This window comes from Mesorhizobium onobrychidis, from assembly GCF_024707545.1.
Taxonomy (GTDB): Bacteria; Pseudomonadota; Alphaproteobacteria; order Rhizobiales; family Rhizobiaceae; genus Mesorhizobium; species Mesorhizobium onobrychidis.
Genome location: NZ_CP062229.1, coordinates 4653385 through 4670355, shown reverse-complemented (window position 1 = coordinate 4670355; position 16971 = coordinate 4653385). Strand labels below are relative to the sequence as shown.

Below are 16971 nucleotides of genomic sequence, written 5' to 3'. Positions count from 1 at the left end.
AGAAATCCCCCGGACTGGCGCGCCCAAAGCTGCGAATACAGCCCAATTTTCAAAGCAGCTCGTTATGGGTGCCGAGTTCCACGATGCGGTCAGTTGGTACGTCGATCTTACCGCATCGACATCAAATTCGCCATCAGACCTGCCTTGATGTCGAGTGCGGGTCGAGGGGCCTCCGGATGACCGATGTCGTTCAGCTGATCGGGCGTCAAGTCGGCTAGTGCCCTGCGTCTTGCGGCGGTTCGCCGCCACCCCCTGAAGGCGGCGATCATTATTGCTATGCTTTTCCTGCTAGATCCAAACAGGCGTTTTTTCGACGCGCTGCGGCCGATGCGAGTTTCCGTATGAGCCATTTCTAGTCTCCCATTTCGAGATTTGCGGGCGGGAGCGTGCCACGCGGGTGTTTTTGGGCTGTTCGGCTGAGCGTGAAAAGAAACGGAAAAGCCCGACGAGCTGCCGTTAAATCGGTGTTAAATCCATCTACCGGAATGCTATTCTGCGGCGGCGGTCAAAGTCTGGAGACGGATCTGTGCGCATCAGGTTGCTGGGCGGCCTCGAGGTTACTTCGCCGGAGCTCCGGCCCGTCCGTTTCGCCACGCGCAAGACTTCGCTGCTTTTTGCTGCCCTGGTGCTGGCGGGCCGTCGGGGCCATCGTCGCGAGCAGCTTTCCGAAGCCTTTTGGCCGGGACGAAGCAATGGCCAGGCCCGCAATAGTTTGCGGCAAGCGCTGGTCGACATCCGGCGCTGGTTCCCGACCAGCAAGGATGCCTCCGTCTACATCGACGGCGATCAGGAAGCCGTCGCGCTGATTACCGGCCCGGATGACGCGGACATTTCGATCTTCGACCGGAAACTGGAGGAGGGCCGAGCGACCGATCTCGCCTTCGCCGCGGACCTCTACCGCGGTGGGGTGCTCGTAGGGGAAGCCATTCCTGAGGAACTGGATGAGTGGTTTGGACCCTATCTGAACAGGTATCAGCGCAAGGCGCTGCAGTTGGTGGATCGGCTGAGCCTCGCGCTGCCCATACCCGGCTCTGCGGAAGAGGCAGCCTGCGAAGGACTGGCGGAGAGACTGCTCGCCTCAGACCCTACCGCGGAGGCAGCCCATCGGGCGCTGATCCGGATCCATGCTCATCGCGGTCACGAAAACGCCGCCTTGCGCCAGTTCGAGCTCTGTCGGACGGCCCTGAAAAAGCAGCTGGATGCGCAGCCCGAGGCGCAGACAAGCTCACTGGCGGCTTCTTTGCAGTCCCGCGAACGAACTGGACATCAGCGACCCGGACTAAGCTCTGGCGTCGCGGCGCCGGCGCGGGTGCTGTCAGTCCCGACGAGACACGACGATCAGCCATCAATTGCGGTGCTGCCGTTTCAGAATCTAAGCGGTGATATCGAGCAGGAATATTTTGCCGACGGAATGGTGGAAGACATCGTCACCGCCCTGGCTCACTTCCGCCACCTGTTCGTGGTCGCACGGAATTCGAGCTTCACCTACAAGGGACGGTCCATAGACATAAAGCAGGTCGGGCGTGAGCTGGGCGTGCGCTATGTGGTCGAGGGAAGTGTGCGCCGGGCGGGTGACCGCCTGCGCATCGCCGGGCAGCTCATCGACACCTCGACGGGGGCCTACCTCTGGGCCGATCGTTTTGACGGAACGCCCGCCGAAGTGTTCGATCTGCAGGACCAGGTCGCCTCGAGCATAGTCGGCGCAATCACCCCGAAGGTGGAGGAGGCTGAGATCGAGCGTGCCAAGCGCAAGCCGACGGAAAGCCTCGACGCCTACGACTATTATCTGCGCGGGTTGGCGTCCCACGACCGAGCGGTCAACACCAAGGAAACCATGGATGACGCTCTGCGGTTCTTCATGAAGGCGATCGGCTGTGACCCGGTGTTCGCTGCCGCCTATGCCCGGGCGGCGCGCTGCTATGCGGCGCGAAAGAGCAACCGCTGGATGATCGATCGCTTAGAAGAGACTGCCGAGGCGACCCGACTGGCAAAGAGAGCGATCGAACTTGGATGGGACGATGCAATTGCCCTTTCGTACGGCGGATACGTGCTCGGCTATGTAGGCGGCGATGTGGAGGAAAGCGCGGCTTGCATCGAACGTGCGCTTGGCCTGAACCCGAACTTGGCTGCGGCGTGGGGTTACAGCGCCTGGGTTCAAGCGTGCTTAGGTGAGCCGGAGAAAGCCGTCGAGCGCGCCGCGCAGGCAATGCGCCTCAGTCCGTTCGATCCTCGCTTTTTTGTTTGGGAATTTTGCACCGCGCTCGCTCACTTTTGTGCCGGGCGCTACAACGATGCTGCTGAGTGGGCGAAAAGGTCTTTGCGCTCGCAACCAAACTACGCGAGTGCGACGCGTGTGGCGACGGCAAGTTACGTCTTGGCCGGTCGGCTTTCGGAAGCCGAGAAGATGATGGCTCGCCTGCGCGAACTCGATCCTACGTTGCGGCTTTCGAATCTCGCCGAGGTGCTGCCGCCGTTTTATCGAACGGATGATCGCAGCAGATATATCGAAGGCCTTCGCAAGGCGGGCCTGCCGGACTAACGCGGTATCACCGTGAAGCGAGGCATGTCGGCTTCACCGACGCATACTGGATTTCGAAAACCTAGCGTAGCCGGATGCTTATTCAGCCGCAGTGGCGGCGGCGCGGTTGCTGGGCACGCGTCACGTAGCCACGTTGGCTAGACTAGAAGAACTCACGCGCCGCCCGCGCATCCTGGCTGTCGTCGAGCTTACCGACAAGCTCGCCGTGAGGCGCGATAAATTCACGCGCTTTCTCGACGTCTCCAAGGCTTCGAAGACAGCGAGCGAGTTCCACAGCGATACGCAGTTGGCCAATCGCGGAACGCTGCAAGGTAGCGACGTTCGCAGCCTTGTGGAGCATCTTCTCGATCTCGTCAGGTCCGCCACCGCTCTTTTCGCGGATACAGGCTTCGATCCTAAGTACTTCGGCGAGCTGGAAATAGGTTCCGTTGTAGCGGCCGAGCTCGAGGGCAGCTTCAACCGACTTGCGAGCGCTGTCCAGCCTGCCGCTGTCGCCCAGCGCTTCGGCGTAAAGGCCTATCAGATAGGGCAGCCCCATTTCAGCGCCGGTCCGGCGAATGGCAGATATAGCTTCCTCCATGCCGCGCAGGCCGGCCCCCCGTTCCCCAAGCCGGAATTGCCCCCATCCAACCTGGAACGCGGCTTGGCCGACAAGGAGCGGCAACTGGAACTTCTCTGCTATCTGCAACTCGCTTTCTGCCGCCCGAAGCGCGGCCTCAGGCTCCCCCGCGAACATATGGAGGTAGCTGGTCCCCCAATACGCAAGCGCCATGCTCAGCGGATGCTCGAAACGTCCGGCGAGCCCGGTTGCGTCTTCGCACCGTAGCCTTGCCTTATCCGGCTCGCCGGCCAGCCAGGCTGACAATCCCGAGAAGCAGCGGCAGCAGACGCCCGGGTCATGACCGGAGTACTTGTACGTCAGATAATGATCGCGGTCGGGGTCGTAGAGGCCGATGGCGCGTTCCGCATGGTTCTGGGCCGCCGCGGTCTCCCCAAGGAAGAAATTGTTTGTCCAGAACATGTGCTCGGTCTCGATCGCGAGACCGGGATCGCTGTCGTCCTTAGCCATGCCAGCCCATCGGCAGGCCAGTTCCTGCGCCGCTGCCGGCTTACCGCTAAGCATGTAGTATTGGGCTCTCCCGCGCAGCGCCGTGAACAGACGCGCCTGGTCGCCGATCTTACCGCAAAGTTCCTCGGCGCGCTCGAACGCGGCGAGCACTTCGGTCGCACCCCAGCCACGAGCCGCCATGAGGGCCACGCCCCTCGCGAGCTGGAACTCGATCTCTTGCTCATCGGCGTCGGCGACATCGTTGCTCCTCAGCAGCCTGACCCCAAGGTCCAGCTGCTCAAGTGCACTGACGTGCGCCGACCGCCTGATCGCCTTGCGAGCCGAGATCAGAAGATAGCCGACGGCTTCGACCCAGAGGTGAGCCTGTTGCGCGTGTCTGGCCAGGCGTTCGCTGTGCTCCTCAAGCCGGTCCGCGTAATGGGCCTTCAATTCGGCAAGCGCAGTCCTGTGGAGCTCAATGAGCGCCGACGATACGATACGTCCTGACACAGCAGTTCGGATGAGGACGTGCTTGAAGCGGACGAAAGCCTCGGGAAAAACCTGAAGCTCCACTAGGAGATCGGCCTTCTTCAAATTCTGGAGGGCGGCATCGAAGCGCAGGCTCGACAGAGTCGCCATCCTTCGTAGCAAGGGCACCGGAATCTCTCCGCCGAAGATCGAGGCGACCTCGGCTACCCGCTTCGAATCCTTGTCGAGACGTTCGAAGCGAGCGTCGACGATCGTCTGAATACTCGCCGAAACGACGATCTCGTCGACCTCGCCAGAAGGCCGGTAGCGGCCTGGCTGCCCTTCCAGCTTGCCGGTCTCGGCGAGAGCGCGGACGGTCTCTTCCAGGAACAATGCATTGCCTTTGCACGCATCCCCGACTGCACCGCGGAGCTGCGCCAGCTCAGGGTCCCTGCCAACCAGGTAGTCAAGAAATGCTGCTGCTTCGGCCGTATTGAACGCCGGCAGGCGGATTTCGGAAGGTCCTGCAGCGGCGAAGGCACCGCGATCGTATTCGGGTCGACAGGTCAGGATAAGCAGGCAGCGGACAGTGGGCAGTGCCTGCGCCAGCCGCACCAGGACCCCCTCACTCTCGGCGTCTATCCAATGAAGGTCCTCGACCAGGAGAACGACGGGCTTCCTGCGGCCAAGGAAGAGCAGAAGCCCAACCGCTGCTTCCTGCATGCGCCGGGATCGCTCCTGGCCAGAAATGATAGCCCAGTTCGGATCCTGAACGGGCAGTTCCATGACTGCCATGATCGGATCGAGGAGCCGCTCATCGAAGCCTTGCGCGCTTTGCGCGGCCAGTACCTTTTCGATTGCGATTGGCGGCGCTTCGGTGTCGCCCACGCCGAACAGGGTTTGCAGCAGCTTCCGAATTACGACGAAGCCGCTGCGCAGGTCCGTTTCGAGCGCGCCGACCTCCAGATTCTCAGCATCATCGTGAGGGATGGCCCCAACGAATTCATGCGTGACACGCGACTTGCCGTGACCGGGATCGCCGACCACGAAAATCGTCTGACCTTCGCCGTCGAATACGTCATGCCAGGCCTTGTTCAGAATCTGCAGCTGCATCTCGCGGCCGACGAACGGCGACAGCTGCGTTTCGGCGCGCAACTGCCAGCGCGAGCGGCCCCGCCTGATCTCGATCACTTCAAAGAGCCGCTGGTTCTTCGGGTATTCCGACAGAAGTGGCGCTGCCAGCGCTTCCATACTGACGAAGCCGCCAGCCGATGCCCGGGTCCTGGCGGTTGCCACCACGAGATCGCGCCCCAACGCCTGGCTCAGCGTATGGGCCACGGACACCGGCCCGCCGCGCACCTCCAAAGCCCCGTCACGTGCCGGGCTGACGATCACGACGCCTGTGTCCAGGGCAGCACGAACGCCGGTCATCCAATCGCCATGGCGCAGCGCGAGCTCGCGCAGCGCGAGTGCGGTCCGGCAGGCAAGTGCAGCATGTCCTTCGAGCGGCTCAGGCGCGCCAAACGACGCGACGAGCTCGTTCTCGGAAATCGTCAGAACCGTTCCTCCGTTGTCGCGCACGAGTGCGGTGGCCTGCATGAGGAAGGGATCGACCCGCTCCAGCGCGACATCGGGAGGCAGGTTCTCCATCACCGGTTCGGCGTATTGGAAATCGGCGCACAGGATCGTTGCCTGTCGCCGGGTCCTCGGGTCGACCGCAACGACCGTTTGCGCCTGAAGCGCCTCGTTGGCAAATGCCGACGCCTCGAGAATGAAGTTGCGGAACGCGGGTTCCTCGGCAAGAAGGATGTGATTGGCGCTTTCCAGTTCGACGAAGCGGGCACCAGTTATCGATCTGGCGAGCTCCAAACCTTCCGAGAAAGGCGCGACCCGGTCGCCGTTGGCATGCAGGACGAGCGCTGGCACATGCAGCCGTTCAAGCGATCGCGATATGTCAATGTCGGCAAAGACATAGCTCAACCGCATCGCGTTTTCCGGCGTGAGTGTCCGGCGCTGCAGCTCATTGAACCAATCCATCTGCACGCGATTGGCGCCCGGTATAAACAGGTTGGTGAACATTTGGCGGAACAATGGGTCATCCTGACCCCAGCCCTGGCGCATCAACGCCGAGATTGCTTCGCGTCTGACGATCTCCGCCGCATTTCCGCGCGCTCGCCATCCACGAACATATCCCCCCCAAATCAAGAGACCCGCGACCTTCTCGGGATGGCGAATGGCGTATTCGACCGAGAGAGCACAGCCTTGCGATATTCCAAGGAGGACGAAACGGTCGAGGCCCACGGCCTCTACGACGCATTCGAGATCGTCGACGAATGCATCGAAAGACACATCCTCACAGACTGTGTCGGAAAGGCCGTTCAGGCGCCCGTCGTAGCGTACAAGCGTGAAGCCGCTGGACAGGCCGTCGATCCAATGTCCCCAAACCGGGCTTTCCCAATCGAAGTCGAGATGGGACATCCAGTGCGAGGCACGCACGATCGCTGGCCCGGATCCGCTGATGACATAGGCGATCCGGGTGCCATCGCGGGCATTGACGTAGCGTATCTGCTGCTTACCTGACGAAACCTTCGTCGAAGGCGACGGGACGGGTTCGGGCACAGGCCCCGTCAGCGGAGGTTCGGGGGCCGGCCGGCTAACAGGTCCAGCCGTCGTGCCACTTCGGATCGGGGCAGCGGCGACGGTCAGTCGAGCCTGATCGTTAATGCGGGCGATCTCGTCTGCTAGATCATTGTCCGGAAGAAGTGACTGTAGCGTGTGCAGGTGGGGAAGCGCCCGCTCAGGCTCGTCGCCCAGGCGATCGATCAGGGCGCGTAGCGCCTTCAGGTGCAGAATCTCGGTCTCGTTCGAACAATAGACGCGCCAAGCCTCGAACGCCTGGCAGCGCGGCAGATAGAGGTCCGACAAGAACGGGCCGGCGAAAGCCGCAGCGATCGCTTCCAGACGCTCTGTAGGCAGCGAACCAACCGCATCGGCCGACAGGCCCCTGATCAGATCGTAGTCGAGCCAGATCGATCCCGGCTTCAGTTGGACCACGTTGCGATCGGCCGCAAGCCGGGTCTCGCCGTCGGCGTTTAAGATCTGGCGCAGCTTCGAAAGGCTCCAACGCAGCGCGCCCCGAGGATCATCAGGGACGTCCCAGAACATCTCACAAAGCCACTCGCGGCGCTGCTGCTTTTGCTGCACGGCCAGATAGGCGAGTAACGCCCGCGTCTTGCGCGATTGCGTTAGGGCCACAGGCTCGCCGTCACGGCGAACCGTGAGGTCGCCAAAGACCCTTACTTCGAAGGCCGAGCTCAATCCGGTTGTCCTAACCGTATGGTCGGCCTTACATTAGCGACGAAGCATTTGGGTTCGCAACACCCAAACCGATGGCGGACGTGTCTCCACGCCCGCCATCGCATTTGACCCGTACTCCGTCACCGGACCTCAGCCCTGCGAGCGATCTCGCAAAGGCGTCTGAAGTTAACCACCCGGTCGAGGTGCTCCCGGACTGCCTCGAGCGGCGGACCTTTGCGGATGTCTTTCCACAGAGTGGATGTCGGGGTTGCATAGATACCGAATGAGATGTTCATAAAGTTGGCTCCTTGGTTTGCAGCGGACCATTCCGCTAAGTTCCTCGAACATGCGTTCTGCCCGTTGGAGACAGCGTGTGGGAGAGCATGGAAATGCGGAGCCGCCCGGCAGCCTATGGCGGCTAATCGAGCGGCACAGTGTAGGTTGTTGCCGTGCCGGACAGGCAAATCTCGCCTGCCGAGTTTGCGACGGTGGTTGACAGCGTGCAGATCGGCTTGTCTTCCCGCACGCTAAGCACCTCCGCGCGTGCGACGATCTCCTCGCCGATACCGACGGCCTTGAGGAACTTCCACTCGACGCCAAGAAAGACGCTGCCGGGTCCCGGTAAGTCCTCGGCCACCACAGCATTGAGAAGGCCGGAAGTGACACCGCCCTGAACTATGAGACGGCCGAATACGGTTCGGGCGGATAGGACATCATCGTAGTGGAGTGGGTTTCTGTCGCCGGTCATGTCGCTGAACGCAATGATGTCGCTAGCCCGAGTGATGCGCCTTCGCTCTGCACTGGCCCCGACTTCCGGTTGTCCGAACCGGACTCCGGACCATCCGGATCGTATGGTCGTTTGCATAGCCTTGCTCCTTGTTTTGTGTTTCAGATTGCCTCTAGCTGCGACGTCACTAGCCCTTGCGGGAGAGGCGGAACCTCGCGATCGCGCGCCGCCCGGGCCAAGAGCACAGCGACTTCGGATTTCATCGCCTCGCTGAAGCGCTTGTGGCGTTCAGGTAGCTCTTCGAGGGACCAGTCGAAGGCACTGATGGCGTCCGTGGTCTCAAGGATGGGTAGCGCGAGGCTGTCGCGTACTTCCTGGAACTCCCGCAATGCGGACTCGCGACAGGAAAGTATTGCCGTCGCGGCCCCTTCGGCATCACGCAGGGCGTCGGAAATACCATGCGAGGTCAGCGGATCGCGGAAGAAGCCGGCATCGCCGACCAGCATCCAGCCAGGGCCGTATGCCTGCCGCAATCGGCCGGGCGTGCCGCGGAAGGCCTTCAGACGTTCGCCACCATTGCCGAAGACCCGCGATCCCAATCCGGGTGCCAGCGCTGCCAGGGCAAGCTGTGCGGCGGAAAGATCGAAACGGAACTCCGCGTCAAACCGCTCGGTCGGAACGGATGCGACGATACAGGCAAGCCCGTCATTCGTCGGTATCACGCCGCCGGATAAGTTCCGGCCGAAATACCAGTGGTATCCCGAGAACGCCGGCGCGGGGGCGTAGCCGAAGACATGTGCCACCGAGCACCGCCCCTGCACCAGCGTCCGTGCCTCGACCTTGCGAGCGATAAACGAGCCGAGCCCGTCTGCTCCAACCACGATATCGGCGCTTATCTCGCGAGTTTGGCCGCCGGCGTCTCTCAATGTGACGCCGCGAACACGGCGATGTGCGTCGAACATGAGATCATGGACCGGAGTGTCGTGCATAATCGTGGCTCCAGCGGCTCGTGCTGCATCGACCAACATGCGATCAAGCACCGTGCGGCGTGGAGCGATCAGGCCCGGAATATCTGGCTCGGGCCGAATGGGCACCGTGACCTCCTGCTCGCCATAGTGAAAAGTGGTAGACCTGATCACCGGCGCACCGCTTTGGATCAACGGTTGGAGCAGGCCCCAACGCGAAAGCTGCATGACGGCTGGTCGCATCAGCGCGTGTGTAGACAGCGTGTCAGATCCATAGGACTGGCGGTCGACTGCCAGCACCCGCAATCCTGCCCGGGAGAGCAGCATTGCCGTCGAGGCTCCGGCGCAGCGCGCGCCGACGATGATGGCGTCGTAGTGAGAATGTGCGGGGACGACATTGGAAAGCATCGGAATGTCCTTATGCTGCCTTGAGGCCGCTCTGACCGAGATAGTGTGAGACATGGTCGGCGATCGCTTGCGCGTCCGGCCCAACGCCTCCAATGAAATTGGAATCGCGCTTGCGCAGAAAGCGAAAGCCAAGCGCATAGAGGCCGGCGACGGTCGTTATCCCGCCCTTGTGGGCCAGTTCGCCATCGGCGGTGATGACGGGCAGTTTCAGCCATGAAAACGAGCGGCTGTAGCCGGTCGCCCATATGATGGTGCCGATGTCGTCGTTCGCGAACGACAGGCGCTTGAGGCAATTCGTCGGCACCTCGATAGGGGCGGGGGCGCCGGCCATGGATTTGTGACCCGCGAACTGGTCGACCTGGCGAAGGAGCCGGTCCTGCTTGGCGTCCGCCGCCGTGATGCTATCTTTGAGATCATCGGCAAAGCCAATTGTCCCGTTCGAGATGCCTTTCAACCGCCCGGTGAGTTCGACTCCGATGCCCTGAAGGGTCGCCAGATCGACATTGGAGCGATCCGCCCGACCGGCAAGTTGAAGTGAAGGCTGTCGTCTGGCGCTGTCGGGATCTGTCAAATCGTCCAGCCGCTGGGACATGAATCCCATATGGTAGAGCCACCAGAAGATATCCTTGTCTCGCCAGATGCGCGGCAAACGCGTGTGCTTGCCGACGGACAGGATTACGCGTCTGCCACTGCGTCGCAGCTCGTCGGCAATCTGGACGCCCGACGACGATGCGCCGACAACCAGCACGCCGCCCGACGCAAGCTGGTCGGGACTTCGGTACTGCGAAGCGTGGATGCTGACCGGTTGGTCCGCGCTGGTATGCAGCGGGAAGGGCATGCTCGGCACGTCGCAATGACCGGTGGCCACAACGACGACTTTCGCCGACCAGTCGCCGGCAGTCGTCCGCAGCCTGAAGCCTTGCCCATCCTGTTCGCACGACAAGACATCGACGTACGAGCGCACAGGCGCTTGCGATCGATGGGCATAGCCAACCAGGGTTTCCACAAACGCGTCGCGGCTCATGTAGCCGTCGGGTTCGGAGCCACAATATGGGGAGCCTGGCAGCGCGTTCAGCCAATTGGGCGTCAAAAGGCGGAGCGAACGCCATGTCGAGGACCGCCACCGTTCGCCAATGCGCCCGCGTTCCAGAACGACATGCGAGATCCCGCGTTTTCGAAGGCAATGGCTCAAGGCGATGCCCGCCTGGCCAGCGCCGACGATGACAACGTCAGCCTGTTCCATATTGTTTCCATCAGTTTTGGAGGGCGACGGTTCAGACACCCGTCCGAACCGCCTTTCCGGGTGGATCACTGGATGGTTTTGACACCGACCGAAACGGAAACACCGTTCGTCAGCACGTCGAAGACCGCGGACCGTGCCCGTGCCTGCTCGACCAGTTGCTGGAGCTTCTCGGACGGCGCATCGCCCTCGATTTCGAACGCCACCGTGATGTTCTGAAAGCCGTTTCGGACCTCGTCGGAAATCCCGAGGATGCCGCGCAGATCGATGTCGCCATCGACCGAGCACTGCACCTTGGTCAGCTTGATGCCGCGAGCCGCGGCGATGTTGGCGACGCCCGCCATCAGGCAGCTGGCGAGCGCATGCAGCAGCCATTCGACCGGGGTGGGGCCGTGATCGGCGCCGCACAGCACGGCCGGGTGGTCGCTGTCGGCGTAATAGGCTTTGGCATGCTTCTGTTCCTGGCCGGCGCCGTGGAAGCCGAGCATGACGCTCTTGCTGTGGGTGCCTTCGACCCACTCGTTGTGGGCGCGGAACTGGAACTTGGCCAGTTCAGGCTGGCCGGCGACAAAGTTGATCGTTGCCAGAAGGTTCGGCGTGTCGACGCCGTTCAACGGTGGCCTTGAGGCCTTGGTGGTGTGTTGCATCGTCTTCTCCAAGTGAATAGTGCGGCGAATTTGCCGGACCGCTTCCTTGTGACGGCGCTGCGTTTGAACGAGGGTGGTTGCGTTCGTGGAATTTGCCATGGAATTGCTTGATCCACATGCTTCCACGCTACGAAACGATCTGCGAGACGTGGGCCTTGTTCAAAGCGCCAAAACCCCGGCGAGGTGATCGCCAGGGACTGCGCGGTTGAGTAATTCTTGTGTTGAAGGCCTGGCCCGACTTCGGGGCAACCTCTCGCGCCCGTCGAGCCGAGCCTGTTCAGCAGGCCGGGTCAATGTGGATCAGCATCATTTCGCGTTCAAGCGACCGCGTTGAGCGCTGTTGGCAATTGTAAACCGCATGGACGTGACGTGATCGATCTCCGAGCGGCCGATGCCCATGTCGTTGAGCAGATAGTCGGGCATTGAATGTAGCGCGACTCGCGACGCGACCATTCGCGCCGTCGATTAGAGGAGGTTGCGATAAGACCAGGGGAGTGAGCGTTTGAGCCTCCGTCGAATTATGGTCGAATTCGAGGGAATGGATCCGTTAAACTGCGTATGCAACCACGGGAATCGACAGCCACTGTCAATCCCGGCCGCCGGGCTGGGCCACGGGCGCGTTTGGTTTCAAAGCGTGAACATCGCTAACTTAAGTGCCGATTGTTCCGGCATCGGATGCCTCACGCTGCGAGCTGATCCTCGCGGGCAGCCGCGATCATCACACTTGCGAGCAACGCATAGGCTGCCTCCCAAGCCTCGCGGACCGCCGGCGTGAAGGCCGTGCCGAGGCCGGCCGCCATCGTGTCGATAAGCGCTTGCCCGACGATCGGGTAATGATGCTCCTTGAAACCGCAGGCCACATGACGCTTGGCGAGCTCGCGTACGGTCGGAAGGACGGTGTTGGCACGATCCAGTCCGCGCACGACGGAGCCCAGGCTCGCCATCAGCTCTGCGCCTTGCTTGGGCATGTCGCTCGCCAGAAACAGTGCGCGAAGATCCGAGTCGATCGCGAACAGGCGTTCATAGAACAGAGCCGCGGCTGCCACGCGTATCGGGAGGACCTCGTGGAAACTATCCTGGACAAGTCGAATCTGGTCGGGTGTCATTGGCGACGCTCCTGCGCTCCTGGCCTGCGTGCGGCTCGACCATCCGCCCAAAACGTTTCGCATGCATGTCGCCCGGCGCGTCGATGTGTTTCAGTTGTGTCTCAATTGGGGTTCGGTTTGCGCTCAGTTGTATTCAGATTCCTTCTGTCCTGACGGTGCCCGGAAACCTCTCAATGAGACCAAGCGTCTAGGAAACATTCCCGAACAGTCCTCTGATCACAGATCACTCGAATTTTCATCGCCCGGTAGCTCACGGCCGAAGCTTATTGCGCCGCTGAATTTGTCGCAATCGGACCAATGTCCGCACCGGTCGTCTCCCGCCATTCCCAACGCGCAAGTCGGATCGTCATCACCAGAAGTCCAGTACCGCTTGAAAAGGTGGAGCCGGCCCGGGGACGGGGCCGGCTCCTAAAACCCGGTCGTTGGGGACGGGGAGTGTGGGGTCTCGACCGGGTTTTTGCGTCGCGTCCTTAGCGGACGCTGGCGACCGCGTCGGAGCGGCCGTCGTTGATCGTTACCCAAGCGCCCGAATTCTGGCTCGATTGGCGCTTCAGGTAGGTGTACTCGGTGGCGGTCCAGGACAGCACCCTGGTTTCGAGATTGTCGAGGATGAACTCTCCGAGGCTGGTGCGCACGGTCAGCACCGCGTGACCGTCTCCGTTCGGCTGGCGCGCAACCGTCATCAGCAGGTCGCCGGCCGGAACGCCGATGTTCATCAACGCGCGGCGCTTTTCCAGCGCATAGTCCTCGCAGTCGCCGAAGCCGCTGTTGGGATAGGACCAGATTTCTTCCTTGCCCGACAGTTCCATATCGGTGCGTGGCGCGATCTTGCTGTTGATGGAATTGTTGATGCTCACGATCTTCGCCCACAGCTTGCGGGTCAGCTCGATCGGCGCCCGCTTCGGCGTCCGCTGATTGCATTCCTGCGGAATCTTCTGGCAGAACTCGTAATGGCCGACCGGCTGTGTGGTGCGGCTGCCGGTGTGCATGAAGGTAGGTCCCGCTGCATACGCTGTTCCCCAGGCGGTAAGCTGCGTCGCCATTGCCAAGAGCAACAGCTTGCCCCTCGTCTTCTTCATCGTCCAGTCTCCCCGTTTGAGGAGACAATGACACGATTGGATTTATTCGACGCAAAGGCTCGAAGTAGACATTAAGTAAAACGCCTATAGAATAAACATAAAATTTGAATCATTTCAGTATAAAATTGTTGAGGCGTTTTTCGCGGGGATCGCATCGGCGCGGCGCGGCGCCTTGGCGCGGCATCGGTTGGCAGCCCGCGACGGCCGGCGCGGGTCAACAAAAAAACCGGCCGAAATGGGCCGGTCGATTGCGGTAATGTGCGCGCTGTTTGTCAGGTGCCGGATGCGTTGAATTCGGAATCGAGTGTTTCGGGCCGCTGGATGACCGCGAACTCGATGGCGACGCCGTCCTCGAAATGGCGCACCACCTGGCCGCGCATGGTGCCGAGCATGACCTGGATGCCGATCGCCGGCTTGACGTCGATCTCGACCGCGGCGCCCGAAAGCGACAGATCGATGATGCGGCACTGGTACTGGCGCCCGTCACTGAGCTGAAGCACGCTGGTCGGATTGCGCGGCGCCACGCGTTCGTGACGACGGTCTTCCGGCAGGTCGAGCTCGTGCTTGTTGGCAAGCCAGGTCAATTGCGCGGCAAGCTTGTCCTTCTTGCGTTCCGACGCGATGACCGTCATCGCGAAACCGTCCTGCAAAATGCGGGTGACGACGCCCTCGATGCGGCCGATGTGATCGATATAGGCGATGACTTTCTCGCCCGGCATGCCGATGCGCTCGGTGCGAAGCGCTACATTGCCCGGCGACATGTCGACCACCTGGCACGGATGTTCGGTGCGATCCTCCAGCATGAAGCGTCCGTAGATCTTCACGCGGACGCGCTGAAAGTTACGCCTTTCAGCTCGGGACGGCGCGGTGTCGACCGCCGCTGACCTCATGACTGCCTACACCCCGTTTGGCATTCCGCGCGTTGATGCGAGGAATTTCGTCGGAAAGCTACAGCAAAGCAGGTTAACAAAGGGGAAAGCCTGACCCCGCTACTTTAGCGTTCTGGACTATTCACCGCGCCCGCCGTCGAACACGACCAGATGGCGGATGCGGCGCGCCTGGCCGAGCGCCGAAATCGTCTGGGGCGGATCGAGTTCCGACGGGACAAGCGAAGGAACGTCGATGGCCGGCCGGTTCCTGGGGAATTTCGGTTCCTTCTCCGGATCGACGACACGGATTGAATCGATCAGGGCGTCGGCGATCGGATCCGCGCCCAGCCAGAAGGGTTTTTCAGCAGCGCTTATCACGCCGAGGCAGCGCGGATTTTCGACGCCGCCGTCGAGCGGCAGGGCGAGCAGCTCGAACTTGCTGGAGCGGTCGGTGCGGCTGAAACCTTCATAGGTGATGAGCACCACGGATTTCTGATCGAAGACGCCGTGGATCAGTTTTGAGACAAGCCGCTGGTCCTTCTCGCGCCATAGCGAGGGAAAGGAAAACCCCTTGAGCTCACGGCCATAGACCGCGCACAGCCTGGTGCCGGCGAGCCGGAATACCGCTTCGCCGCGCGTATCCTTTTCCAGGATGAAGGTGTCGGCCAGCAGCGACTTGATGTCGGCTGGCTCGACTTCCGAACGCTTCGGGGCAGGGCGCCCGTCACGCAGCCGGTTCCAATAATGGAACAGCGTGATCGATCCGATCTGGTTCATGCTATGCTGCTCCGCGCAATCTGTCGTCTGATGTCCCATCGGTGAACAGAAGGGCGCCCTCCGAGGACCTACATGCGTTGCGGAGCAGGATGCGTGCCAGCATCGTTAACACTTGTTCACGGGTCGGGGTCGTTAAGGTTAACAAGTGGTTTACGTTGCGCCCCGCCCACGCCCGTGGCACGCTAAAACCACTTCAGAAGCGGTCGTTTCGCAGCGATCGGCAGCAGTTCAGTCAAGAGTTTGGGGGAGCATGGGGGCTCGACCAGCCGTTCAAGGGCAACCTTGGACGGCTTCTTTTTGATTCGCGCCAATTTTGATTCGCCCCAGTTTGATTTGCGTGGGGCGATTCGCCCCTTTGTGAATCGGGTGACCGTGATCTACATGCTCGCGAAGTCGAATCCAGCGACTGAGTGCGAGCCATATGAGCGAACCAGCAAGCCCATCGGAAATCGAACAGGGCGAGGGCGGACCTGTCGGCCGCGAGCCGGAGCCGCGCCGCGAGCCGGTATTCAACATGCCGCCCGTTGTGCTGGCACTGATCGGCATCTGCGTCGGCCTCTATCTCATGCAGGAGTACGTGCTTAGCCAAAGCCAGCTGCTGACATTGTTGTACGATGCGGCCTTCATTCCCGTTCTTTATACTGGCCAATATGGCTTCGACTGGTTCCTGTTTTCCCGGCCCTTCACCTATGCCTTCCTGCATGGCGGCTTTGCTCATCTTGCCGTCAACATGGTGTGGCTGGCGGCTTTCGGCTCACCGCTGGCGAACCGCTTCGGCGCGCTTCGTTTCAGCCTGTTCTTCGCGGCGACGGGGCTGGCGGCGGTGGTGCTGTTCTGGGCCGTGCATCCGCTCGGCGAGGCGCCGCTGGTCGGCGCATCGGGGGCGATTTCCGGCATGATGGGCGCCGCCGCCCGCTTTGGCTTCCGCACTGACCGCTCGTCCGGCAAAGCCGCCTTCGCCGGCGCGCCGCTGCCGATGGCGGCGGTGTTCCGCTCGCGCGGCGTTGTGACTTTTCTTGCCATCTGGATGGTGATCAATCTCGCCACCGGCCTCGTTGCCTTCGCGCCCGGTATCGACAGCCAGATCGCCTGGGAGGCTCATATCGGCGGTTTCGTCGCCGGCTTCTTCGGCCTGCGCGCTTTCGATCGGCGGCAGCAGGTGGATGAGTTCATGGTCTGAGCCTCGCCGCACTTGAAAAGCAATCGATCGCGGCGCACGATGTCTGGCACTATCGAAAGCCGGTCAGGGCAGGAAACCGGCAAGTAAAACTGAGGAGGACGCCATGACTGTTAAGGCAATTCTCGAGCAGAAGGGCCACGACGTGTTGACGCTCGGGCCGAACGAAAAGCTGAGCGAGGCCATTCGCATCCTGGCCGAACACAGGATCGGTGCGCTGGTCATCACCAATGGCGATCACAAGATCGTCGGCATTCTTTCCGAGCGCGACGTCGTGCGGGTCCTCGCCAGGGAAGGAGCCGCCGCACTGGATATCGCGGTGCGCTCGGCCATGACGCCCAAGGTGAAGATCTGTAATGAGAATCACACCGTCAACGAGGTCATGGAGATCATGACCAGTGGCCGTTTCCGCCATCTGCCGGTGGAAAAGGACGGCCTGCTCAACGGCATCGTATCGATAGGCGACGTGGTCAAGCGGCGCATCGAGGATGTCGAGCGCGAGGCCGCGGAGATCAGGGCCTACATCGCGACGGCGTGATGCCTTATTTCTTCAGCCGGCCGGCCGGCTGGATTCGATGTGAAGCGCCAGCTTTGGCTTTGCGCTTGTCTCTTTTTGTGGTTTGC

Annotated in this window: 13 protein-coding genes; 3 read left to right on the top strand and 10 right to left on the bottom strand. The window is 61.6% G+C overall.

Going from position 1 to position 16971, the window contains the following annotated elements:
• Window positions 1-107: 107 nt before the first annotated feature.
• Complete coding sequence (locus tag IHQ72_RS23250) at window positions 108-269, bottom strand: YjiS-like domain-containing protein (RefSeq protein WP_258123911.1); 162 nt, start codon at window positions 267-269, stop codon at window positions 108-110.
• Between the two features lie 257 nt (window positions 270-526).
• Here IHQ72_RS23250 and IHQ72_RS23245 point away from each other — a divergent pair, with 257 nt between their 5' ends.
• Complete coding sequence (locus IHQ72_RS23245) at window positions 527-2539, top strand: BTAD domain-containing putative transcriptional regulator (protein ID WP_258117484.1); 2013 nt, start codon at window positions 527-529, stop codon at window positions 2537-2539.
• A 142-nt stretch (window positions 2540-2681) separates the two neighbouring features.
• Here the strand turns inward: IHQ72_RS23245 and IHQ72_RS23240 are convergent, their stop codons facing one another.
• The 9 genes from IHQ72_RS23240 to IHQ72_RS23200 form a co-directional block, all read right to left on the bottom strand.
• The gene (locus tag IHQ72_RS23240; RefSeq protein WP_258117483.1) at window positions 2682-7373 is read right to left on the bottom strand and encodes an alpha/beta fold hydrolase; all 4692 of its coding nucleotides are present in this window, start codon (window positions 7371-7373) and stop codon (window positions 2682-2684) included.
• Window positions 7374-7770: 397 nt separating this feature from the next.
• A complete protein-coding gene (locus IHQ72_RS23235; RefSeq protein WP_258117482.1) occupies window positions 7771-8100 on the bottom strand; it encodes a MaoC/PaaZ C-terminal domain-containing protein in 330 nt (109 codons plus the stop codon).
• A gap of 140 nt (window positions 8101-8240) precedes the next feature.
• Window positions 8241-9452 (bottom strand): NAD(P)/FAD-dependent oxidoreductase, encoded by a 1212-nt coding sequence (locus tag IHQ72_RS23230; protein ID WP_258117481.1) that lies wholly within the window; start codon window positions 9450-9452, stop codon window positions 8241-8243.
• Window positions 9453-9462: 10 nt separating this feature from the next.
• Window positions 9463-10695 carry a flavin-containing monooxygenase gene (locus IHQ72_RS23225; RefSeq protein WP_258117480.1) on the bottom strand — a complete coding sequence of 411 codons (1233 nt, stop codon included), beginning with the start codon at window positions 10693-10695 and terminating at the stop codon, window positions 9463-9465.
• Between the two features lie 65 nt (window positions 10696-10760).
• Window positions 10761-11339 carry an OsmC family protein gene (locus IHQ72_RS23220; RefSeq protein WP_258117479.1) on the bottom strand — a complete coding sequence of 193 codons (579 nt, stop codon included), beginning with the start codon at window positions 11337-11339 and terminating at the stop codon, window positions 10761-10763.
• Window positions 11340-12019: 680 nt separating this feature from the next.
• Window positions 12020-12445, bottom strand: a complete 426-nt coding sequence (locus IHQ72_RS23215; protein WP_135937609.1) for a globin family protein — start codon at window positions 12443-12445, stop codon at window positions 12020-12022.
• Window positions 12446-12915: 470 nt separating this feature from the next.
• Window positions 12916-13524: a transglutaminase-like cysteine peptidase gene (locus IHQ72_RS23210; RefSeq protein WP_258117477.1), complete on the bottom strand. Its 609-nt coding sequence runs from the start codon at window positions 13522-13524 to the stop codon at window positions 12916-12918.
• A gap of 272 nt (window positions 13525-13796) precedes the next feature.
• Window positions 13797-14414, bottom strand: a complete 618-nt coding sequence (locus tag IHQ72_RS23205) for a PilZ domain-containing protein (protein WP_095492016.1) — start codon at window positions 14412-14414, stop codon at window positions 13797-13799.
• A 117-nt stretch (window positions 14415-14531) separates the two neighbouring features.
• A complete protein-coding gene (locus IHQ72_RS23200) occupies window positions 14532-15170 on the bottom strand; it encodes a PAS domain-containing protein (protein ID WP_258117476.1) in 639 nt (212 codons plus the stop codon).
• 421 nt (window positions 15171-15591) lie between these two features.
• Here IHQ72_RS23200 and IHQ72_RS23195 point away from each other — a divergent pair, with 421 nt between their 5' ends.
• Both IHQ72_RS23195 and IHQ72_RS23190 read left to right on the top strand, forming a co-directional pair.
• Window positions 15592-16350: a rhomboid family intramembrane serine protease gene (locus IHQ72_RS23195; RefSeq protein WP_258117475.1), complete on the top strand. Its 759-nt coding sequence runs from the start codon at window positions 15592-15594 to the stop codon at window positions 16348-16350.
• 103 nt (window positions 16351-16453) lie between these two features.
• A complete protein-coding gene (locus IHQ72_RS23190) occupies window positions 16454-16885 on the top strand; it encodes a CBS domain-containing protein (protein ID WP_258117474.1) in 432 nt (143 codons plus the stop codon).
• Window positions 16886-16971: the final 86 nt, after the last annotated feature.